The following is a 22,722-nucleotide window of genomic DNA, read 5'->3' as shown; positions in this document are numbered from 1 at the left end:
CGAAGGAGGAGAGATCACATGAGTACCGCCGTCCAGGACATCAACCGCGACGCCGCCGGCAGCGCCGAGGCACAGCGCGCCGAGATCGAGCGTGTCTTCGCCAAGCAACAGGCCTACGCCCTGCGTCTGCGCACCAGCACCGCCGCCGAACGGGTGGCCAAGATCAAGCGCCTCAAGGAAATGGTGCTGGATCGCGCCGAGGACATCTACAAGGCCTGCTACGAGGACTTCCGCAAGCCCGAGGCCGAGGTCGACATGACCGAGATCCTGCCGATCGTCATGGAGGCCAACGACGCCATCCGCCACACCAAGAAGTGGATGAAGGACAAGCGTGTCCGGCCCACGATGGCGATGCTCGGCACCCAGGCCCGGCTGCATTACGAGCCGCGCGGCGTCTGCCTGATCATCTCGCCGTGGAACTACCCCATCAATCTCACGCTGATGCCGCTGGTGTCGGCGATCGCCGCCGGCAACACGGCGATCCTCAAGCCCTCGGAGATGACGCCGCACTGCGCCCGGCTCATGGAGGACATGATGGGCGAGCTGTTCGACGAGCAGGAGGTGGCCACCTTCCAGGGCGCGGTCGAGACCTCGCAGAGCCTGCTGGCCCAGCCCTTCGATCACATCTTCTTCACCGGCTCGCCGGCGGTGGGCAAGATCGTGATGGGTGCCGCGTCCAAGCACCTGACCTCGGTCACACTCGAGTTGGGCGGCAAGTCCCCGGTCGTGGTGGACAAGAGCGCCAACCTCAAGAAGGCCGTCGGCAGCCTGGTCTGGGGCAAGTTCGCCAACAACGGTCAGACCTGCATCGCGCCGGACCTGACCTATGTCCACGAGGACATCAAGGATGCCTTCGTCGAGGAGGTGAAGGCCTCGCTGGAACGCATGTACGGCTCCATCGACGGCATCGAGAACAACCCCGACTACTGCCGCATCGTCAATAACAAGCATTACGGGCGGATCAAGCACCTGCTCGACGATGCCCGCGAGCGCGGCGCCAACGTGGTCGCCGGCGGGCTGCACGACGACGCCCAGGACTTCCTGGCGCCGACCCTGCTGACCGATGTCGACCGCGAGGCCGAGATCATGCAGGAGGAGATCTTCGGCCCGCTGATGCCGATCCTGACCTACAGCGACGTCGATGACGCGATCGCGGACATCAACAGCCGGCCCAAGCCGCTGGCACTGTACGTCTACGGCAAGGACGACCGCGTGATCGAGCGGGTGATCAACAACACCAGCTCCGGCGGCGTCGGCATCAATACCGCGATGATGCATTACCTGCACGGCAACCTGCCGTTCGGCGGCGTCAACAACAGCGGCATCGGCAACGCCCACGGCGAGTTCGGCTTCAAGACCTTCTCGCACGAGCGCGCGGTCCTGCGCGATCGCTTCTCGTCGAGCTTCCTGATGCAGCCGCCGTACACGCCGTTCACCCGCAAGCTGATCCAATGGACGATGAAGTACTTCGTCTAGAAGACCGCCGGGGCACCGCCGCCCCCGGGGCGGCGACCCGCCTGCGTCGACCACCCTGCCGGGTGGCGACGGCCCTGCGGTAGAATGCGAAGCTCGCTCCCGCCCCCGGACCCCCGGGGGCGGTTTCGTGATCAACGCAGGAGAGACCCCATGGCGAGCGCCGCGCAACGATTCCAATCCGCCCTGGAAACCGAGAACCCGCTGCAGATCGTGGGTGCCATCAACGCCTACAGCGCGATGCTCGCGGAGCATAGCGGTTTCCGCGCGATCTACCTTTCCGGCGGCGGCGTCGCCAACGCCTCCTACGGCCTGCCCGACCTGGGCATGACCACCATGAACGACGTGCTCGAGGATGTGCGCCGGATCACCGCCGCCACCCCGGCACCGCTGCTGGTGGATATCGACACCGGCTGGGGCTCGGCCTTCAACATCGCCCGCACCATCCGCGAGATGGAGCGCGCCGGCGCGGCCTGCGTGCATATCGAGGACCAGGTCGCGGCCAAGCGCTGCGGCCATCGTCCCGGCAAGGCCATCGTCACCCAGCAAGAGATGGTCGACCGGGTCAAGGCGGCCGTGGACGCGCGCGACGAGCTCAAGGTCATGGCCCGCACCGACGCTCTGGCGGTCGAGGGCCTGGATGCCGCGGTCGAGCGCGCCGCCGCCTGCGTCGAGGCCGGCGCCGACTACATCTTCGCCGAGGCCATGACCGACATCGAGATGTACCGCCGCTTCGTCGACCTGGGCGTGCCCGTGCTCGCCAACATCACCGAGTTCGGCGCCACCGATCTCTACCACAAGGACGAGCTGGCCGAGCGCGGCGTGCGCATGGTGCTCTACCCGCTGTCCGCCTTCCGCGCCATGAGCAAGGCGGCCCTGGAGGTCTACGGCGCGATCCGCGCCGACGGCACCCAGAAGAACGTGGTCGTCGCCATGCAGACCCGCAACGAGCTCTACGAGCACCTCGGGTACCACGAATACGAGGACAAGCTGGACGAGCTGTTCGGCGGCACCTCCTGACGGAGACACCGCCCGTGTCGCGTTTCATGTTTCTCGGACAGCGGGGCCGCGGCGGATGCCCTGCAACGGCGTCACGAAACACGAAACCTGAAACGGGGAACGACGCGGCCCTGCCGCGCTAGGTCAGCCCCAGCCGCGACCGCATCATCCGGATGCGGTTGACCAGCCCCTCGCCGAGACCGCCGGCACGCTCGTCGGTCTCCTGCACGCGGTGGCGGCGGGTACGCTCCGGGTTGCGCTTGAGCGCGGCGTGCTGCTGCAGGGCCGAACGCACGCTGATACGGCACATCGCCGGCCGCAGGGGGCGTAACAGGAAACGGTAGACCTGACTGCGGTTGATCAGCTCGATGGCATCGTGCGCGTCCGCACGGTCGGTCAGGATCATCGACACCAGGTGCGGCTGGTAACGCTTGAGCGGGTTCAGCAGGTCCACGATCGGCGTGCCCTGCACCCGCACGTCCGAGATGATCACGCCGATGTCGTGCTGCTGCAGCCGTTCCACGGCGCCGTCCAGGGTCTCCGCCTCGAACAGCCGGCACTCGTCGCCGAGCACGTCCCGGAACGCCCGCCGGCGGGTCTCGTCCGGCTCCAGCACCAGAACGCCGGGCTGCGAGTCGGGAGCCGCCGCCGGGGCGTCGCCACCGCTTTCCGGCGCGGGCGCCTCGTCGGCGACATCGATACCCGCCGCCTCCGCGGCCTGGGCCAACGTCGCCTTGAGATCGTCGTTGGACCAGGGCTTGCTGATGAAGCGGAATATCTCGCCCTCGTTGATCGAGCCGATGATGGCGTTCAGGTCGGCATACCCTGTCAACAGCAGACGCATCGCGCGCGGCTGCAGTTCGCGCGCCTGCCGTAACAACTCGATACCGGTCATGCCCGGCATGCGCTGGTCGCTGACGATCACGTCCACCGGCGCATTGCGCAACACCTCCAGGGCGGCCTCGCCGCCATGGGCGATGCGCACGTCGTAATCCCGGCGGCACAGCATCTTGAGACTGGTGAGAATGCGCTGCTCGTCGTCCACGAACAACACGCGCGGCTTGGCATTGGGGGTATCGTGACTCATGCGCGTGGCTCTCCCGTTCAGGCCTCGGCGGTCGCGGCGGCGGCCGCGCTGTCGCGCTCGTCCGGCTGGCGCAGCGGCAGCACGATCGCGAACTCGGTGCCCTTGCCGGGCGCCGACGCGACCACGATGCGCCCGTCGTGCTCGTTGACGATGCGGTAACAGATGGCGAGCCCCAGCCCCGTGCCCTCGCCCACCGGCTTGGTGGTGTAGAAGGGGTCGAAGATCCGCGATCGCGTCTCCTCGTCCATGCCGCTGCCGGTGTCGCGGATGCGCACCACCACGCGATCGCCGTCGCGGCGCGTGGTGAGCACGATCCGGCCCTCGCCCTCGATCGCCTGCGCGGCATTGGTGATCAGGTTCAGGAAGACCTGGTTGATCTGGGAGGGCGCGCATTCGACTTGCGGCAGCTCGCCGTAGCGCCGGACCACCTCGATGCGATCCTTGAGCACGTTCCGGCAGATCTTGAGCGCCGCATCCAGCCCCGCATTGAGATCGGTGTACTCGGTGCGCGAACGGTCCAGGCGGCTGAAGTCCTTGAGGTCGCCGACGAGCTCCGATATCTGCGCCAGACCGTGCCGGTTGTCGGCCAACAATTGCCGCAGTTCGTCCCAGACCCCGTCCGGATCGACTTCCCGCTGCAGCGTCTCCAGCTCCTGCATGGCGCGCGCGGCCTCGTCCAGGTCGGCGTCCGGACGATTGAGCATCGCCAGCGTGTCCCGGTACGACCGCAGCAGGGCATCCAGCTCGTCCAGGGATTCGGCGACGATGTCGTTGTTGCTGCGCACGTAGCCCAGGGGCGTGTTGATCTCGTGACTGACGCCGGCGACCATCTGGCCCAGCGAGGCCATCTTCTCGGATTGGATGAGCTGGGTCTGGGAAGTCTTCAGTTCGGCCAGGGTATCCTCCAGATGCCGGGTGCGTTCCGCGACCTTCTCCTCGAGGTCCCGGTTCGCCTCGTGCAGCCGGGTGTTGGCCAGGTCGAGGCTGCGGTAACTGTCGCGCAACCGCCACCCCAGCCAGCCGAGACCCAGCAGCAGGGCCGCGGCATAGCCCACCAGCAGCCATCGGTACTGCCCCGCCAGCGCCAGCCGCTCCGCCCGGTAGCCGTTGTAGGCCGACTGCAGGTCGGACAGCTTCCCGCCCACCGGATGGGCGAGCAGCGTCTCCATGTTGGTCTGGACCCAGGGCTTCTGGATCAGCACCGCGTTGCCCAGCGAGGACAGCTTCACCAGGGGGTTCTGCACTTCGGCAGGCAAGTCCGGCGGGACATGGCTCAACTCATAGAGCAGATCCTCGACCCGGCCCAGGTTGTCGGGACGCGGCAGGATGCCGTATGTCAGCACTTCCTTGTTGAGGGCCAGGACCAGGGAACGGGTTCCGCGGTTCTCGTCGGGCAGCGCCTCGAGAATCCGGTCGGATTCCCAGGGAATGAGTTCCAGGGCATTGATCAGGGCGAGATTCCGGCTCTCGTACTCGGTGGCGAGGTCGATCTTCTCGCGCAGGCTCGCGAGGTACGCGTCCAGGGCGGCATCCACCCGCGGATCGAGCCCGCGCAGGGGCGTGTCGCCGTCGCCGAGCCGGCTCGCCAACTCGCGCATACGCTCGATGTGCCGCAGCAGGTCGTCCTGCTGCACATCCACGTACAGCCGGGCCCGCGCCAGCTCTTCGTTGAAATGGGCGCCCAGACGGTCGAACGTCCGCAATTCGGCGCGGACCTCGGACTCGTTGCCCTGCTCCAGGGCCTGGATCGCCACCACCAGAAATCCGAAACCGGCGACCGCCAGCAACGCGGCGGCCCCGACGAGGATCGGCTTTACCCGCATCCCGGTCTCCCCTCTCGCTCTCGCACACGGCGTCCCTTCCGGAGGGAGCGCGACTTCCGTCCAGAAGATACAAGGATTCTTGGCGAAATCAAGTGCCCGTTCCTGCGCCGACGATCCGCGGGCGAATCCGCGCGTGACAGCGGCCGCCGGGATTCCGTGCCACCCGGCAGCACCGGCTGAATCCCGGGCAGTCGCGTTACCCGGTCCTCGCGGTCAGCGAACGACGACATGTGCCACGGCTACTTGCCCACATTATTAATACGTTATAACATAACTATTTTAGAAACGAATCGCGTTCCCCAGACAACGAGCGACCATGCCAAACAACCACCCTCGGACCATGCAGGCCGTAAGCGCCCTGCTGGGCATTGCCTTCTCTTCAACATCCGCCGCCACGGTTGACGATACGAACCGGGACACCACGAACGAACTGGCACCGATCGAGATATCCGCCCTGCCGTTCGGCGGCGACGCCGATTACACGCCCGCGTCATTCTCCCTGCTGGACGACGAATATCTGTTGACGAACAGCCGGGCGACATTGGGCGACACGCTCGACGGGTTGCCCGGCGTGCATTCGGACGCATTCGGCGCGGGCGCCAGCCGCCCCGTGATCCGAGGGCAACGCTCGCCCCGCGTCAGCGTGTTGTCGGACGGTGCCTCGTTGTTCGACGCCTCCGCGATCTCACCCGATCACGCGGTGACCGTGACACCGATGCTGGCCCGCAAGATCGAGGTCTTGCGCGGCCCGGCGACCCTGCGTTACGGCGGCGGCGCCATCGGCGGCGTGGTCAATGTTCTCGACGAGAAGATCCCGACCCGGATGCCGGACGGCATGGCCGACGGCTTCGCCTCCGTGCGCGGCGATACCGCGGCCGACGAACGGGCCGGCGCCTTCGGCGTCACCCTCCCCGCCGCCGGCCGATTCGCCATCCGGGTCGAGGGCGCGCGCCGCGACGCGGACGATTACGAGGTCAACGGGTTCACCGTGCCGACGATCGACGGCACCTTCGCCGAGAGCGACACGGGCACGCTGGGCGCCTCCTGGATCGGGGACAAGGGCTATATCGGCATCGCCTATTCCGACCGCGCGGACAAATACGGCCTGCCCGGGCACAGCCACGAATTCGAGGACTGCACCGCCGACGGGGACAGCCTGGTCTGCGGCGGGGCGGGACACGATCACGACCATGATCACGGTGGCGAATCGCCGTACGTCGACCTGGACAGCCGCCGGGTCGACCTGCGCGCCGAATACCGGCCGTCGACGGCCGGCATAGAGCGCGTGCGCGTGCGTTCCAGCCATGGCGACTACCGACACGACGAGGTCGAACACGGCGTGGCCGGCACTACCTTCCGGCACGAAGGCTACGAGACCCGCGTGGAGGTCGAGCACGCACCGCTGGCCGGCTGGCGGGGCATCGTCGGCGCCCAGTATTCGGACAGCCAGTTCAACACCCAGGGCACCGAGGCCTTCATGCCCAAGACCGACACGGAAACCGTCGCCGTGTTCGCGATCGAACGCTACCGCCTGTCCGAGCGCTGGCACATGGAGGTCGGGGCGCGGCACGAGCGGCGGGATCTGAATCCCGTGAAGGATCCGATCAATCGCCCGTCGTCGGATATGTCCGCCGACTCCGCCTCCGTGGGCCTGGTCTGGGAAGTCCGTCCCGACTACAACCTGGCCCTGTCCCTCTCGCGCTCGCAACGTCTGCCGAATGCCCAGGAGATGTATGCCCGCGGCGTGCACCTCGCGACCAATACCTACGAATGCGGGCTGGTCGCGGCCGAATTGACCTGCGGCGACCCAGCGGACGACCGCTCCGTGGAACCGGAAACCTCGCATAACATCGGCCTCAACCTGCGCAGGGTTCGCGGCGATCTCACATTCGATGCCGGTGTCTTCTACAACCGCATCGACGATTACATATACGCCCGCAGCCTGGACCGGATCGAGGCGTTCCGGCTGATCAAGTACACGCAGGACGACGCCGAATTCGTAGGCGGTGAACTGGAGCTCACCTACCGCTGGAACGACCGACTAACGACCACCTTGTTCGGGGACACGGTCCGCGGCCGGCTGAGCGACGGCAACGACGATCTGCCGCGCATGCCGGCGGACCGGCTGGGCGTGCGGGTGAACACGTTCCGGGGGCCGTTCGACGCCGAGGCCGAGTTCTATCACGTCCGCGACCAGCGCAAGATCGCCGACTTCGAGACCACGACCCCCGGCCACGAGATGCTCAACGCCACCATCGGCTACCGGGTGGATGCCGGACAGCGTTACCGGCTGTTCGTACGCGGCCGCAATCTGCTGGGCGAGGAAGTCTGGAATCACACCTCGTTTCTGGCCGATGCCGTGCCCGCTCCCGGCCGCAACCTGATCACGGGCGTGGAGATTGAATTCTGAGTTTCGCCTCTCGAAGAGATGTTATAACGTTTTATATCAGGAAAACCGTCATGAAATCCTTTAAAATAAGTAACCTGCATGTGTCGTCGCTATTGGCCGCAACCCTGTTGCTCGCCGCCTGCAACAACGACACGGGCAGCACCACCCTGCCCGGCGGCGATGACCATGACCACGACCACGAACATACCGGGCGCCTGGTGTTCACCGAGGCCAACGGCAGCAACTCGCGGGTTTACGTCTATGACCTGACGGAACGGGCATCGATCGCGGATTTCGCGCTCACCTACCCGGCCACCGCCGTCCATGCCAGCCCGGAAGCACGCTACGCCCTGCTCGTGCAGCGCGACAACGATCAGGTGGCGCTCCTGGATAGCGGGATTTCACGCCATGAGGATCACGTCCACACCAACGATCCCGCCATGCTCGGCTTCATCCTGACCGGTGTCCGGCCCACCCACTACCGGATCAACGGAGAACAGGCCGCGCTCTTCTACGACGGCGACGCCGGCGCCGCCAACCTGTCCCGATTCCAGTTGCTGACCGACGAGAGCCTGACCGCGGGCGGCGTCGTGGCCGGTCAGACCCTGGACACCGCGCACCACGGCATCGCCGAGCCTCTCGGCGAACTCGTCCTCGCCAGCCATAGCCCCGCCAACGGCGATCCAGCCGACGGCATCACGGTGTATGAGTTGCATGGCGATCACTTTCACGACGAGGGCAGCCTCGCCACGGCGTGCCCGGGCCTGCACGGCGGCGCCTCAAACGGGGCATTCTCCGCCTTCGGCTGCGAGGACGGCGTGCTTCTGGCCGAGTTGCACGGCGACCACTTCCACGAGGCCAAAGTGACCGTCAGCGAGCGGATCGCGCTGGTGCTGGGCCGGCCGGACCTGCCCCGATTCGCGGCCTTCGCCTATCCCGGTTACAACCTGTATGCGATCGACCCGGAGACCGCCACCGCGGAGGAGATCGACTGGCGCGACGGCGCGACCGACGGCGACGGCGACCCGGTGGAGGCGATTCAATACGGTCTGGACCCGCATGGCGAACACCTGCTGATCCTCGACAATACCGGCCATCTGCACGTGCTGGACACGACCGACTGGCAACGCGAAACCCGCCTCCACCTGCTGGACTCGGTCCCGCCGAGTGGCGGCACCAGCCCCGTCCTGGCCTTCAGCGGGGCCGGCGACCTGGCCTTCATCACCGACCCCGCCGAACGCGCCATCCGCGTGCTCGACCTGGAGACCCTCGGCCTTCTGGATGAAGCGATCGAACTGGACTTCGCTCCCGTCGGATTGGCGTGGACCGGGCTCGCCGAGAGCGACCACGACCATGACCATGACGATGAGGACCACGACCACGAGCATTAGGCCGTTCTTCAGCCGCGGCGCGGCCCGACGGCGGGGCCGCGCCGCCGTCCGCCGGCGGAAACGTGCCTTCAAACCGCCAACAGGCGGTCGCGGGCCTCGCGGTACTTGGCGGCGGTGTTGGCGATCACGTCCGCGGGCAGACGGGGGCCCGGGGCGGTCTTGTCCCAGTCCAGGGTCTCCAGGTAATCGCGCACGTACTGCTTGTCGAACGAGGGCGGGCTGATGCCCGTGCGGTAGCTGTCCGCCGGCCAGAATCGGGACGAATCCGGGGTCAACACTTCGTCGATCAAGACCAGCCGGTCGTCCTCGTCCAGGCCGAACTCCAGCTTGGTGTCGGCGATGATGATGCCGCGCTCGCGCGCGTATTCGGCGGCCCGGCGGTAGATTTCGAGGCTGACGTCGCGGATGCGGGCGGCCAGCTCGCCGCCGACCAGGTCGACGGTGGCGTCGAAGTCGATGTTCTCGTCGTGCTGCCCAACCTCGGCCTTGGTGGACGGGGTGTAGATGGGCTCGGGCAGCCGCTCGGCCTGGGCCAGGCCGGCGGGCAGGCCGATGCCGCATACCGCACCGGTACGTTGATAGTCCTTCCAGCCGGAGCCGATCAGGTAGCCGCGGACCACCGCCTCCACCGGCAAGGCCCGCAGGCGTCTCGCGATGGTCGCGCGGCCCGCCACCTGGGCCCGCTCCCCGGAGTCCGGCAGCACGTCCGCCAGGGACAGGTCGGCGAGGTGATTGGGAATCACGCCCGCGAGATGGTTGAACCAGAAATCGGAGACCTCGGTCAGCACCGCCCCCTTGCCGGGAATCGGATCGGGCAGCACGACATCGAACGCCGAGATGCGGTCCGTGGCCACGATCAGGAGGTGATCGTCGCCGACCGCGTAGATATCGCGCACCTTGCCGCGATTGAGCAGGGTCAGACTACGAAGATCGGACTGATAGAGCGCTTCCGGCATGGCGCGTGATCCCTGTGAAAACGGAGGGAAAGGCGCGCTAGCTTACCTGACGCGACAACGCGCGTCAGACCAGACCGAAACGGCCGCCGCTGGCGACGACGACCACGATCAGGCCGAGCGCGAGATTGACCGCTACGATCCACCGGATCTGGTTCAGATGGCGCGCGGCCTCGTCCAGGGAACCGGCGGCCAGCGCCGTGCGCAAACGCTTCCAGGGCACGAAGAACAGGTGACCGAAGGCCAGGAACATCAGCCATCCGAGGCCGTGCATGATGTGGATATGGGTCCCGGCGGCGGCCATGCCCCCGTAGACGCCGAAGATCATGCCGTACCCGGTGACCAGCAGCGCGATCACCGACAGCCAGACCCAGAGGAAGAAACGGCCGAAGACTCGGGACCAGAGCGGCAGCCGCTCGGCCAGGGCAAGACCGGCCGCCGCGGGCCGCAGGACCTGGTAGGCGAAGAACATGCCGCCCACCCAAACGACGGCGGCGAGGGCGTGCACGGCGATCAGGAACGCGGCCATAGGTTCGGAGCCCGTGAGGATGCTGTGTCGCGGGGCAGCTTAAGGTAGAGTAGCGCGCCGGCACAATACATCCAGCAGGTTCCGGCCATGCCCCTGTCGCCCCAGCCCTACCGCATCGCACCCTCGATCCTGTCCGCCGACCTGGCGCGGCTCGGCGAGGAAGTGGAGAACGTCCTCGCCGCCGGCACGGACATGGTCCACTTCGACGTGATGGACAATCACTACGTGCCCAACCTCACCTTCGGCGCGCCGGTGTGCAAGGCGTTGCGGGACTACGGCATCGAGGCACCCATCGACGTCCACCTGATGGTCAAGCCGGTGGACCGCCTGATCGGCGATTTCGTCGAGGCCGGCGCGGACTACATCACCTTCCACCCGGAAGCGAGCGAGCACATCGACCGCAGCCTGCAACTGATCAAGGACGCCGGTTGCAAGGCGGGCCTGGTGTTCAACCCGGCGACGCCGCTGTACTGGCTCAAGCACGTGCTCGACAAGCTGGACATGGTGCTGCTGATGTCGGTCAACCCCGGCTTCGGCGGCCAGTCCTTCATCCCGGAGACGCTGCACAAGATCCGCGAGGCGCGCGAGTTGATCGACGCCTCCGGCAAACCCATCCGGCTGGAGGTGGACGGCGGCGTCAAGCAGGACAATATCCGCGAGATCGCGGCGGCCGGGGCCGACACCTTCGTCGCCGGCTCCGCGATCTTCGGCGGCGACGACTACGCGGCCACGGTCGCGGCCATGCGCAGCGAGCTGGACGCGCTGCGGACCGTCTGAGGCGCGACGGGGCATGCGGGTTTCTGGCGGCGGCAAGCTGACATATAATCGCGGTTCGCGGACGCCCCCGGCGCCCGCCGGACAAACGCAACGCGAAGACACCGACATGCATTCGATCGCTCTGGACAGGACCGCGCCGGCCGCTCCCCGCGCCGCGTGGCGATGGCGCAACGGCACCTCGGCGTAAGCCGATGCCGCGGCCCCCTGCGGCCGCCCGCGCCATCACGCCCGTCCAGGAGATCGACCGCATGACATCCGAGCAGACCCGACACCCCCGACAGCCGCGCCGCCTGCCCCTCGTCCGCGAGGCACTGGCGGATCTGGACACGCCGCTGTCCACCTATCTCAAGCTGGCCGACGCGCCCTACTCCTTCCTGCTGGAATCCGTCCAGGGGGGCGAGCGCTGGGGCCGCTACTCGATCATCGGCCTGCCCTGCGACGAGCGCATTCGCGTGCACGGCCGCACGCTGGTGCACGAACGCGGCGACACCGTGCTCGAGCGCGTCGAGACCGACGATCCCCTGGCCTGGATCCAGGCCTTCGCCGATGCCCGCGCGGCGCCGCGCCTGCCGGACCTGCCGCGCCTGACCGGCGGCCTGGTCGGTTACTTCGGCTACGACACCGTGCGCTACATCGAGCCGCGTCTGGCCGGCGTCGACAAGCCGGACCCGCTGGACCTGCCGGACATCCTGCTGTTGGTGGCCGAGGAACTGGTGGTCTTCGACAACCTGTCCGGCAAGCTGTACTGCATCGGCCACCACCTGGAAGGGGACGAGGCCGACCGCGAACGGGTCGCCGCCCGCCTGGACGCGCTGCTGAAGAAACTGTCGCAGCCGCTGGCGATGCCCGAGGCCGATCTCGGCCGCGACACGCTGGACGACGCCAGCTTCGTCTCGGGACTCACCCAGGCCGGCTACGAGGACGCGGTCCGGCGGATCGTGGAATACACCCGCGCCGGCGACGTCATGCAGGTGGTGCCCAGCCAGCGGCTGTCGGCCCCCTACACGGCCGAGCCGCTGTCGCTGTACCGGGCGCTGCGCTGCCTGAACCCCTCGCCGTACATGTATTTCTTCAACTTCGGCGACCACCATGTCGTGGGCTCCTCGCCGGAGATCCTGGTACGGGTCACCGACGGCGAGGTGATGGTGCGGCCCATCGCCGGCACCCGCCCGCGCGGCGCCACCCCGGCCGAGGACACGGCGTTGGCGGAGGAACTCCTGGCCGACCCCAAGGAACTGGCCGAGCACCTGATGCTGATCGACCTGGGCCGCAACGACGTCGGCCGGGTCGCCGAAGTGGGCAGCGTCGAGGTCACGGACCGCATGATCATCGAGCGCTACTCGCACGTCATGCACATCGTCTCCAACGTGACCGGACGGCTGCGCCCCGACCTGACCCCGATGGACGCCCTGCGCGCCACCTTCCCGGCCGGCACCCTCTCCGGCGCGCCCAAGATCCGGGCCATGGAGATCATCGACGAACTGGAGCCGGTCAAGCGCGGCGTGTACGGCGGCGCCGTCGGCTATCTCGCCGACAACGGCAGCATGGACCTGGCCATCGCCATCCGCACCGCGGTGCTCAAGGGCGGCGAGATCCACGTCCAGGCCGGCGGCGGCATCGTCGCCGACTCCGACCCGCCGACCGAGTGGGAGGAAACCATGAACAAGGCGCGCGCGGTGATGCGTGCCGCCGCGATGGCCGCCCGGGGGCTGGATACGGGAGCGAACTCATGATCGTGATGATCGACAACTACGACTCCTTCACCTTCAACCTGGTCCAGTACCTGGGCGAGCTGGGGGCGGACGTCGAGGTGGTGCGCAACGACGCGGTCGACGTGGCCGACATCGAGGCCATGGACCCCGCCGGCGTGGTGATCTCGCCCGGCCCGTGCACGCCCAACGAGGCCGGCGTGTCCCTGGAGACCGTGCGCCGGCTGGCGGGGCGACTGCCGATCCTGGGCGTGTGCCTCGGCCACCAAGCCATCGGCCAGGCCTTCGGCGGCCGCGTGGTGCGGGCCCGCGAGGTGATGCACGGCAAGACCTCCGTGATCCGGCACCGCGGCCGCGGCGTGTTCGCGAACCTGCCGGACGGGCTCACCGCCACGCGGTACCATTCCCTGGTGGTGGACCGGGAGAGCCTGCCGACGGAATTCGAGATCACCGCCTGGACCGAAAGCGCCGACGGCGAGATCGACGAGATCATGGGACTCATCCACGGCCCGACCGGCGCCGAGGGCGTGCAGTTCCACCCCGAGTCGATCCTCTCCGAGCACGGCCACGCCATGCTGCGCACATTTTTGGCACGTACCGGCGTGGCGGAGACAGGATAAAACCACAGAGTCACAGAGAACACAGAGTCAAGGCCGCAAAATCCAAGGCGAAACAGCCGTGACCCTGCTTCGGCCACTTTTGCGCTCTCAGCATCTTCAGTCTTTTCAAGATTGCTACTCTCTGTGCCTCCGTGCCTCCGTGGTTCGTTAAGAAACATTCGTGAAATCGCAATGATCGACAAGGCCCTGATGAACGATGTGGTCGCGGGCCGCGACCTGGACCCGGAACGCATGCGCGAAGCGATGCGCGCGATCATGACCGGCGCCGCCACGCCGGCGCAGATCGGGGGATTCCTGGTCGCCCTGCGCATGAAGGGCGAGACCGTGGCCGAGATCGCCGCCGCCGCGGAGGTGATGCGCGAACTGGCCACGCCGGTACCGGTGGATCCGGCCTTCGCCGACGAGCTCGTGGATACCTGCGGCACCGGCGGCGACCGGTCGGGTCTGTTCAACGTCTCCACCGCGGCCGCCTTCGTGGTGGCGGCGGCGGGCGGCCGGGTGGCCAAGCACGGCAACCGCTCGGTCTCCAGCAAGTCCGGCAGCGCCGATGTCCTGGAGGCCGCCGGCGTCCGCCTCGACATCCCCCCCGAGGCGGTGGCCGAGTGCATCCGCAGCCTGGGGGTGGGATTCATGTTCGCGCCCGCCCATCACGGCGCCATGAAGCACGCCATCGGCCCCCGCCGTGAGCTGGGCATCCGCACCGTGTTCAACATCATCGGCCCGCTGACCAACCCCGCCGGCGCCCGCAACCAGGTCGTGGGCGTGTTCAACGGCCACCTCACGGAGCCGCTGGCCCGGGTGCTCGCCAAGCTCGGCAGCCGCCACGTCCTGGTGGTGCACGGCGAGGACGGCCTGGACGAACTCAGCATCAATGCCCCCAGCCGGGTCTCCGAGCTGCGCGACGGGGAGGTGACCAGCTACAAGATCACCCCCGAGGACGTGGGCCTGGAGCGCGGCTCCCTGGACGCCCTGCGGGTGGACGACGCCGAGGCCAGCCTGGCCCTGATCCGGCGGGCATTCGCCGGCGAGCGCGGCATCGCCGCCGACATGGTCGCGCTCAACGCCGGCGCCGCGCTGTACACGGCCGGGCGGGCGGATTCGATCGCGGCCGGCGTGGCCCTGGCCCGCGAGACCCTGGCCAGCGGTGCCGCCGGCGACCGGCTGGCCGCGCTCGCCGAGCTCACCCAGGGGATGGCACCATGACGGCGCCGGCCGACAACGTGCTCGCGCGCATCCTGGCGCGCAAGCGCGAGGAGATCCAGACCCTGCACGCCTACGGCACCCCCGAGGTGCTGCACGAGCAGGCCGCCGAGGCGCCGCCGGCGCGCGGCTTCGCCGCGGCCCTGCGCGCGACGGCCGCCGAGCGCGGCATCGCGGTGATCGCCGAGATCAAGAAGGCCTCCCCCAGCAAGGGCCTGATCCGCGAGGATTTCGACCCGGCGACGCTGGCCGCGCAATACGCGGCGGGCGGCGCCGCCTGCCTGTCCGTGCTCACCGACCGCGAATTCTTCCGCGGCGATCCGCAGTACCTGATGGACGCGCGCGATGCCTGCACCCTGCCGGTATTGCGCAAGGACTTCATCATCGACCCCGTGCAGGTGACCGAATCGCGCGCCCTGGGCGCCGACTGCATCCTGCTGATCGCGGCGGCGCTGGACGACACCCGCATGGCGCGGCTGGCCGCCCAGGCGCGGGAACTGGGCATGGACGTGCTCGCCGAGGTGCACGATGCCGAGGAGCTGGAGCGCGTCCTGACGCTGGACGAGGGTTGCCTGATCGGCGTCAACAACCGCGATCTGCGTACCTTCGAGACCACGCTGGAGACCACGCTCGCGCTGCGCGAGCGCGTGCCGGCCGGCCGTCTGCTGGTCAGCGAGAGCGGCATCCATACCCGCGAGGACGTCGCCCGCCTGCGCGCCGCCGGCGTGCCGGCCCTGCTGATCGGCGAATCCCTGATGCGCCGCCCGGATCCGGGACAGGCGTTGGCCGAGCTGCTCGCGTAGCCGGCCGGTGTTCCGGGTTTCGTGACACACGAACCCGCCACCGGCGCCATTCACCCGACATGAAACCTGAGACACCAGACAGGTCCAGCCCATGAACGTCACCATAGACTGGCAGGAAGACCTTCGTTTCACCGGCACCGCCGGCAGCGGCCACAGCCTCACCATCGACGGCCCCCCGGCCCTGGGCGGCGGCAACGCCGGCATGCGCCCGATGGAACTGATGCTGATGAGCGTGGGCGGCTGCAGCGCGATGGACGTCATGCACATCCTGCGCAAGGCCCGGCAATCGGTGACCGACTGCCGCATCCGGGTCGACGGCACCCGCGCCGACACCGACCCCAAGGTCTTCACCGCCATCCACCTGCACTTCATCGTCAGCGGCGACGGCCTGTCGGAAAAGCAGGTGGCGCGCGCCGTGCGCCTGTCCGCGGAAAAGTACTGCTCGGCCTCGATCATGCTGCGCGAAAGCGTCGACATCACGCACAGCCACGAGCTGCGGGACGCGACATAACCCTCTCGCCGTTTCGTCCGCCGCCCGGCGACGGCATAATGCGCGCCCCGCGATCCCGCGCGGCCCGGCAACACGGAGTGGCGCCATGGACAAACTCAGACTGCACGGCTTCAACAACCTCACCAAGTCCCTGTCGTTCAACATCTACGACATCTGCTACGCGCGCACGGCCGAACAGAAGAAGGCCTATGTCGCGTACCTGGACGAAGTGTTCAACGCCGAGCGTCTGACCCAGATACTCACCGAGGTCTCCGACATCATCGGGGCCAACATCCTCAACGTGGCGCGCCAGGATTACGAGCCCGAGGGCGCCTCGGTGACCATGCTGATCGCCGAGGAATCGGCCTACCACGAGCCCGACTCCGACGCCGTGGTGGCGCACCTGGACAAGAGCCACATCTGCGTGCACACCTACCCGGAATTCCACCCGGACCACGGCATCTCCACGTTCCGCGCGGACATCGACGTCTCCACCTGCGGCCTGATCTCGCCGCTCAAGGCCCTGGAGCACCTGATCTACAGTTTCGAATCCGACGTGGTGGCGCTGGACTACCGGGTGCGCGGCTTCACCCGCGACGTCGACGGCGGCAAGCACTTCATCGACCACGAGATCAACTCGATCCAGGATTACGTGCCGGACGACGTCAAGAACCGCTACCAGATGGTGGACGTCAACGTCCCCGCCGAGCGCATCTTCCACACCAAGATGCGTCTCACCGAGCTGGACCTGGACGACTACCTGTTCGCCGAGTCGCCCGAGAATCTGACCGAGGAAGAGGCCGCGGAGATCACCGAACGCATCGAGCACGAGGTGATGGAGATCTTCTACGGGCGCAACTTCCCTGTCGGTGATTCGTGATTCGTGATTTGCAGGGCTGACACGGGCGGTTACGCTCCTGCCAGTCACGAATCACCAATCACCGATCACATGGAATTGAAACCGGAGCAACTCCCCGCCGACCTGCGCCGGCACGGCCTGCGGCCGGCCTACCTGCTGGCCGGCGAGGAACCGCTGCTGGTGCACGAAGCGGCGGACGCCGTGCGCGCGGCGGCGCGCGCCGCCGGCCACGACGAGCGCGACGTGCTGCACGCCGAGCCCGGCTTCGACTGGAGCCAGCTCGCCGCCGCCGGCGACAACCTGTCGCTGTTCGCCAGCCGCCGCCTCATCGAACTGCACCTCCCGGACAAGGGCCCCGGCAAGCCCGGCGCGGACGCCCTCGGCCGCTACCTCGACGACCCGCCCGCCGACACCGTCCTGATCGTGCTGGCGCCGGGCCTGGCCTCGAACCAGCGGCGCAACGCCTGGTACAAGCAACTGGCCGGGGCCGGCGCGGCGGTCTACGCCTGGCCCCTGCCGGCCACGGCCCTGCCGGACTGGATCGAGCGCCGCGCCGCCGGCCGCGGGGTGACGCTCACATCCGACGCCGTGGCGGTGCTCGCCGCCCTGACCGAAGGCAACCTGCTCGCCGCCGCCCAGGAGATCGACCGGTTGGCGCTGCTATTCCCGGACACGACCGTGGACGCGGACGCCATGCGCGAGGCCGGTGCCGACGCCGCGCGCTTCGCGGTGTTCGACCTGCCCGCCAAGGCCCTGGCCGGCGACGCCGAGGGCGCGGTGCGCAGCCTGCTGCGCCTGCGCGAGGAGGGCGTTGACGCGGTGCCCGTGCTGGCGGCGCTGACCCGCGAGCTACGGCTGCTGCACCGGCTCGCCGGGGCCGTCGACCGCGAGCGGGCGCTCGCCTCGGTCCGCATGCCCCCGGCACGCAAGCGCCAGCTCGCGGCCGCCGCCTCCCGCATCCGCCCCACCGCCGCGCTCGCCCTGCTCCGCCGCGCCGCGCGCCTGGACCGCATCAACAAGGGCGCCGCGCCGGGCCGCCCCTGGGAAGAACTGGTAAGATTGGCACTCGATACCGCGGCCGCGGCCGGACCCCGCTCGCCGGGACGCCAGCGACGGCCGACGGCAGGAAACCAGACGACAGCGAGGAGTCCGTAACCGAATCATGAGCGCCAGCTTGAGCCAGGCCGACGCCGCGCCCACCACGGTGAGCGAGTACATGCGCGAGGTCGGCCGCCGCGCGCGTCGCGCGGCACGCGGCATGGCCGCGGCCGATCCCGGGGTCAAGAACGCCGCCCTGTTCGCCGTGGCCGATGCCCTGGAAAAGGATCGCGCCCGTCTCAAGGCGGCCAACGAGCGTGACCTGCGCGCCGGCCGCGACCGCCTCGACGACGCCCTGATGGATCGCCTCGAGCTGACCGACGAGCGCATCGGCGCCATGGCCGACGGCGTCCGCCAGGTGGCCGCCCTGCCGGACCCGGTGGGCGCGATCACCGATCTCAATTACCGGCCCTCGGGCATCCAGGTCGGCCGCATGCGCGTGCCGCTGGGCGTGGTCGGCATCATCTACGAATCGCGTCCCAACGTCACCGCGGACGCCGCCGCCCTGTGCCTCAAATCCGGTAACGCCGCGATCCTGCGCGGCGGCTCCGAGGCGCGCGAGTCCAACCAGGCGATCGCCGCCTGCATCGAACGCGCCCTGGCCTCCGTGGGCCTGCCCACGGACGCCGTGCAGGTGCTGGAGACCACCGACCGCGCCGCGGTCGGCGAACTCCTGCGCATGACCGACTCCGTGGACGTGGTGGTGCCGCGCGGCGGCAAGGGCCTGATCGAGTATGTCGCCGAGCATGCCCGCGTGCCGGTGATCAAGCACCTCGACGGCGTCTGCCACGTCTATATCGACGACGACGCCGATCCGGACAAGGCACGGTCGATCGCGGTCAACGCCAAGACCCAGCGCTTCGGCACCTGCAACACCATGGAAACGCTGCTGGTGGCGGAAAGCGTGGCCGAGCGCCTGCTGCCCGACATCGCCGACACCCTGCGCCAGGCCGATGTCCAGATCCGGGGCTGTCCGCGCACCCGCAAGCTGGTCGAGGATGCGGTGCCGGCCAGCGAGGCGGACTGGGACGCCGAGTACCTGGCGCCGATCCTGGCCGTGCGCGTGGTCGCCGGCCTGGACGAGGCCATCGAGCATATCGAGAGCCACGGCTCGCACCATACCGACGCGATCGTGACCGAGAACGTCACCCGCGCTCGGCGCTTCCTGCGCGAGGTGGACTCGTCGTCGGTGATGGTCAACGCCTCCACCCGCTTCGCGGACGGCTTCGAGTACGGCCTCGGCGCCGAGATCGGCATCTCCACCGACAAGCTGCATGCCCGCGGCCCCGTGGGCCTGGAGGGGCTTACCTCCGTGAAGTACGTCGTGTTCGGCGACGGGCACGTGCGCTGAACGATGCCGGCACCGATCGGGATTCTCGGCGGCACGTTCGACCCGGTTCACAACGGCCACCTGCGACTGGCCGTGGAACTCGCGGAAGCGCTCGAACTGGCGGAGGTACGGCTGGTGCCCAGCGCCCGGCCGCCCCATCGCGGCGCCCCCATCGCCTCGCCCGGCCAACGCGCCAAGTGGATCCGCGTGGCGATCACCGACGAGCCGCGGCTGCGTCTCGACGACCGCGAGCTGTTGCGCCGCGGGCCGTCCTACACCGTGGACACATTGGCCTCGCTGCGCCGGGAACTGCCGGACACGCCCCTGTGCCTGCTCATGGGCCGGGACGTGATGGCCGCCCTCGACAAATGGCACGAGTGGCGCGGCCTGTTCGAGCACGCCCACATCGTGCTCGTTGAGCGGCCCGACACCGACACCGAGCTGCCGGCCGCCGTCGCCGACGAGGTGGAACGCCGGCGTGTCGGCGACGCCGCCGACCTGCGTGGCGCCACGCACGGTCTGGTGCACGTGTGCACGCCGCCGCCACTGACCATCTCCGGCACCCGCATCCGCGAGCTCCTGGCCGCCGGCCGCAGCGCGCGCTACCTGCTGCCCGACGTGGTCCTGGAGGAAATCCAGGACGCCGGCGTCTACCGCCGCGAGCCGGCCCCCGCATGACACCCGACGACACCCTGCAACTCGCCCTGGACGCGATCGAGGAACTCAAGGGCGAATCGACCCGCGTCCTCGACGTCGCCTCGCTGACACCGATCACCGATTACATGATCGTGTGCAACGGCCGTTCCGCCCGCCACGTCAAGCGCCTGGGCGAGAACCTCGTGCAACGCGCCAAGGGCGCCGGACTCCGGCCGCGGGTGGAGGGCCTCGCCGAGGCCGAGTGGGTCCTGATCGACCTCTCCGGCGTCGTGGTCCACATCATGCAGCCCACCGCGCGCGCTTACTACCAGCTCGAGAAGCTCTGGGACATCGACGCCCGGCCGCCCGAGCAGCAGTTGGAACAGTGACCCCGCGCCCCACGGGACCGTGAGGCTTCACCTGATCGCCGTCGGCAGCCGCCTGCCCGGTTGGCTCGATGCCGGCTACCGCGAGTATGCCCGGCGGCTGCCGCGCGAATGCCGCCTGGAACTGACCGAGATCCCGCTCGGCCGCCGCGCCAAGAACCGTTCCCCGGGCCGCGCGGTCGCGGAGGAAGGCGAGCGCATGCTCGCGGCCCTGCCGGCGGCGGCCGAGGCGATCGCGCTGGACGTCGACGGCGCCGCCTGGTCCACGGAAACGCTGGCGAATCGCCTGTCGGACTGGCTGGCGGACGGTCGCGACCGCGCCTTCCTGATCGGCGGCCCCGACGGCCTGGCGCCGGCGGTGCGGGAGCGCACCACGGCACGCTGGTCCCTGTCGCCGCTGACCCTGCCGCACGGCCTGGCCCGGGTGCTGGTGGCGGAGGCACTGTACCGGGCCTGGAGCGTGACGGCGGGCCATCCGTATCACCGGGGCTGACTTCAAGCCGGGAGACGGAAAACGGAAAATGGGAAACGGAAGACGGGGACACCGGATATCCGGGCGCGCCCGTCCATTGCTTGCAGCGTTTCCCCCGCCCGCCGACAATCCCGCCATGTGCAGGTTTCATGACAATCCCCCGCGCCCCGGCTTGCGTGCGCGAACGCCCCCGAGCGGTCCGCGATGAGCGCCGAAATACTGGTCAACGTGGCGCCGGGCGAAACCCGCGTCGCCCAGGTGGAGGCCGGCGTGCTCCAGGAAATCCACCTGCAGCGCGACTCCCGCGGCGGCGTCGCCGGCAACATCTATCTGGGCAGGGTCCAGCGCGTGCTGCCGGGGATGCAGGCCGCGTTCGTGGAGATCGGGCTCGACCGCACGGCCTTCCTGCACGCCGCCGACATCGTGCGCCAACGCGGCGAGGAGGACGACATCCGTCCCGATATCCAGCACCTGCTGTCGGCCGGCGAGAGCGTGCTGGTCCAGGTCGCCAAGGAACCGCTGGGCAGTAAGGGCGCCCGCCTGACCACGGACCTCTCGATCCCGTCACGCTACCTCGTACTGATGCCGCACGGCGACCAGGCCGCCGTATCCACGCGGATCGAGGACGAAACGGAACGCGAGCGCCTGCGCGCCGCGGTGGCCTCCCTGAAGTCGGAACTGGGCCTGCGCGGCGGCTTCATCGTGCGCACCGTGGCGGAAGGCGCGGACGCCGACGCCCTGGCCGCCGACATGCGTTTCCTGGACCGGCTCTGGCGTTCGATCCGGGAGCAGGTGATGCACGCCGCCCCGGGCAGCCTGGTGCACGGGGACCTGCCGCTGGTCACCCGGATGCTGCGCGACATGGTCCTGTCCGGCATCGAGCGGGTACGCATCGACGACGACCGCGCCTGCCGCGAGATGGCGGACTTCGCCCGCCGCTTCGTGCCGGAGCTGGCCGGCCGCATCGAGCATTACCGGGGCGACGGGCCCATTTTCGACCTGTTCGGCGTGGAGGACGAGATCGAGCGCGCGCTGCAGCCCAGCGTGCCGCTCAAGTCCGGGGGCAGCATCGTGATCGAGCAGACCGAGGCGATGACCACGATCGACGTCAACACCGCCGGTTACGTGGGCACCCGCAACCTGGGCGAGACCATCCTCAAGACCAACCTAGAGGCGGCGCAGACCATCGCCCGCCAACTGCGCCTGCGGAACCTGGGCGGGATCATCATCGTCGATTTCATCGACATGAGCGAAACCAGCCATCGCGAGCAGGTGCTGCGCGCCCTGGAGCGCGCCCTGGAGCGCGACCCGGCCAAGAGCATGATCTCCCAGATCTCGCCGCTCGGCCTGGTGGAGATGACCCGCAAGCGTACCCGCGAGAGCCTGGAGCACGTGCTCTGCGAACCCTGTCCCGCCTGCTCGGGCCGGGGCAGCGTCAAGAGCGTGGAGACCGTCTGCCACGAGATATTCCGTGAGATCCTGCGCTCGGCCCGCCAGTTCGACACCGACGGGATGCTGGTCCTGGCCAATCCCGACGTGGTCGCCATGCTGCTGGACGAGCAGGCGGGCGCGCTCGGCGACCTAGCCGAATCGGTGGCGCGCCGGGTCCGCCTGCAGGCGGAATCGCTGTATCTTCAGGAGCAATTCGACGTCGTCCCGACATAACACGGGACGCCGGGCGTCGGCACTGCCGGCGCC

21 protein-coding genes are annotated in these 22,722 nt (G+C 68.7%); 17 read left to right on the top strand and 4 right to left on the bottom strand.

What is annotated here, in order from left to right; translation table 11 throughout:
• Positions 1–18: 18 nt before the first annotated feature.
• Positions 19–1,476 carry an aldehyde dehydrogenase family protein gene (locus PC39_RS02520; RefSeq protein WP_353251796.1) on the top strand — a complete coding sequence of 486 codons (1,458 nt, stop codon included), beginning with the start codon at positions 19–21 and terminating at the stop codon, positions 1,474–1,476.
• 150 nt (positions 1,477–1,626) lie between these two features.
• Positions 1,627–2,493, top strand: coding sequence for a methylisocitrate lyase (gene prpB / locus PC39_RS02515; RefSeq protein WP_353251795.1), 867 nt, complete (start codon positions 1,627–1,629; stop codon positions 2,491–2,493).
• A gap of 118 nt (positions 2,494–2,611) precedes the next feature.
• Here the strand turns inward: prpB and PC39_RS02510 are convergent, their stop codons facing one another.
• The gene (locus PC39_RS02510; RefSeq protein ID WP_353251794.1) at positions 2,612–3,559 is read right to left on the bottom strand and encodes a response regulator; all 948 of its coding nucleotides are present in this window, start codon (positions 3,557–3,559) and stop codon (positions 2,612–2,614) included.
• A gap of 17 nt (positions 3,560–3,576) precedes the next feature.
• The gene (locus PC39_RS02505) at positions 3,577–5,382 is read right to left on the bottom strand and encodes a sensor histidine kinase (RefSeq protein WP_353251793.1); all 1,806 of its coding nucleotides are present in this window, start codon (positions 5,380–5,382) and stop codon (positions 3,577–3,579) included.
• 340 nt (positions 5,383–5,722) lie between these two features.
• On the opposite strand from PC39_RS02505, the gene PC39_RS02500 reads away from it, so the two are divergent.
• Both PC39_RS02500 and PC39_RS02495 read left to right on the top strand, forming a co-directional pair.
• Positions 5,723–7,792 carry a TonB-dependent receptor domain-containing protein gene (locus PC39_RS02500; protein ID WP_353251792.1) on the top strand — a complete coding sequence of 690 codons (2,070 nt, stop codon included), beginning with the start codon at positions 5,723–5,725 and terminating at the stop codon, positions 7,790–7,792.
• A gap of 50 nt (positions 7,793–7,842) precedes the next feature.
• Entirely contained in the window at positions 7,843–9,162 is a 1,320-nt protein-coding gene (locus PC39_RS02495) for a hypothetical protein (RefSeq protein WP_353251791.1), read from the top strand.
• A 68-nt stretch (positions 9,163–9,230) separates the two neighbouring features.
• Here the strand turns inward: PC39_RS02495 and PC39_RS02490 are convergent, their stop codons facing one another.
• Entirely contained in the window at positions 9,231–10,118 is an 888-nt protein-coding gene (locus tag PC39_RS02490) for a phosphoribosylaminoimidazolesuccinocarboxamide synthase (RefSeq protein ID WP_353251790.1), read from the bottom strand.
• A 64-nt stretch (positions 10,119–10,182) separates the two neighbouring features.
• Complete coding sequence (locus PC39_RS02485) at positions 10,183–10,644, bottom strand: CopD family protein (RefSeq protein WP_353251789.1); 462 nt, start codon at positions 10,642–10,644, stop codon at positions 10,183–10,185.
• A gap of 87 nt (positions 10,645–10,731) precedes the next feature.
• On the opposite strand from PC39_RS02485, the gene rpe reads away from it, so the two are divergent.
• The 13 genes from rpe to rng all read left to right on the top strand — a co-directional run bounded on the left by rpe (position 10,732) and on the right by rng (position 22,689).
• Entirely contained in the window at positions 10,732–11,421 is a 690-nt protein-coding gene (rpe, locus tag PC39_RS02480; protein ID WP_353251788.1) for a ribulose-phosphate 3-epimerase, read from the top strand.
• A 248-nt stretch (positions 11,422–11,669) separates the two neighbouring features.
• A complete protein-coding gene (gene trpE / locus PC39_RS02475) occupies positions 11,670–13,154 on the top strand; it encodes an anthranilate synthase component I (protein ID WP_353252036.1) in 1,485 nt (494 codons plus the stop codon).
• A complete protein-coding gene (locus PC39_RS02470; RefSeq protein ID WP_353251787.1) occupies positions 13,151–13,750 on the top strand; it encodes an anthranilate synthase component II in 600 nt (199 codons plus the stop codon). The genes trpE and PC39_RS02470 overlap by 4 nt, the downstream gene beginning before the upstream one ends.
• A 171-nt stretch (positions 13,751–13,921) precedes the next feature.
• Entirely contained in the window at positions 13,922–14,953 is a 1,032-nt protein-coding gene (trpD, locus tag PC39_RS02465; RefSeq protein WP_502950840.1) for an anthranilate phosphoribosyltransferase, read from the top strand.
• The gene (gene trpC, locus PC39_RS02460; protein WP_353251786.1) at positions 14,950–15,753 is read left to right on the top strand and encodes an indole-3-glycerol phosphate synthase TrpC; all 804 of its coding nucleotides are present in this window, start codon (positions 14,950–14,952) and stop codon (positions 15,751–15,753) included. The genes trpD and trpC overlap by 4 nt, the downstream gene beginning before the upstream one ends.
• 91 nt (positions 15,754–15,844) lie before the next feature.
• Positions 15,845–16,264, top strand: a complete 420-nt coding sequence (locus tag PC39_RS02455; protein WP_353251785.1) for an OsmC family protein — start codon at positions 15,845–15,847, stop codon at positions 16,262–16,264.
• Positions 16,265–16,349: 85 nt separating this feature from the next.
• On the top strand, positions 16,350–17,123 hold the full coding sequence (gene speD / locus PC39_RS02450) for an adenosylmethionine decarboxylase (protein WP_353251784.1): 774 nt from the start codon (positions 16,350–16,352) through the stop codon (positions 17,121–17,123).
• Positions 17,124–17,192: 69 nt separating this feature from the next.
• On the top strand, positions 17,193–18,257 hold the full coding sequence (holA, locus tag PC39_RS02445; protein ID WP_353251783.1) for a DNA polymerase III subunit delta: 1,065 nt from the start codon (positions 17,193–17,195) through the stop codon (positions 18,255–18,257).
• 7 nt (positions 18,258–18,264) lie between these two features.
• A complete protein-coding gene (locus tag PC39_RS02440) occupies positions 18,265–19,551 on the top strand; it encodes a glutamate-5-semialdehyde dehydrogenase (protein ID WP_353251782.1) in 1,287 nt (428 codons plus the stop codon).
• Between the two features lie 3 nt (positions 19,552–19,554).
• Positions 19,555–20,208, top strand: a complete 654-nt coding sequence (nadD, locus tag PC39_RS02435; protein ID WP_353251781.1) for a nicotinate-nucleotide adenylyltransferase — start codon at positions 19,555–19,557, stop codon at positions 20,206–20,208.
• A complete protein-coding gene (gene rsfS / locus PC39_RS02430; protein ID WP_353251780.1) occupies positions 20,205–20,555 on the top strand; it encodes a ribosome silencing factor in 351 nt (116 codons plus the stop codon). Before nadD ends, rsfS begins: the two co-directional genes overlap by 4 nt.
• 19 nt (positions 20,556–20,574) lie before the next feature.
• Positions 20,575–21,045, top strand: a complete 471-nt coding sequence (rlmH, locus tag PC39_RS02425; RefSeq protein WP_353251779.1) for a 23S rRNA (pseudouridine(1915)-N(3))-methyltransferase RlmH — start codon at positions 20,575–20,577, stop codon at positions 21,043–21,045.
• Between the two features lie 183 nt (positions 21,046–21,228).
• Positions 21,229–22,689 (top strand): ribonuclease G, encoded by a 1,461-nt coding sequence (gene rng / locus PC39_RS02420; protein ID WP_353251778.1) that lies wholly within the window; start codon positions 21,229–21,231, stop codon positions 22,687–22,689.
• Positions 22,690–22,722 lie beyond the last annotated feature (33 nt).

It is taken from the genome of Salinisphaera sp. PC39 (genome assembly GCF_040361335.1).
In the GTDB taxonomy this organism is placed as follows: Bacteria; Pseudomonadota; Gammaproteobacteria; order Nevskiales; family Salinisphaeraceae; genus APNM01.
This window is presented reverse-complemented; position numbering and strand designations above follow the sequence as displayed.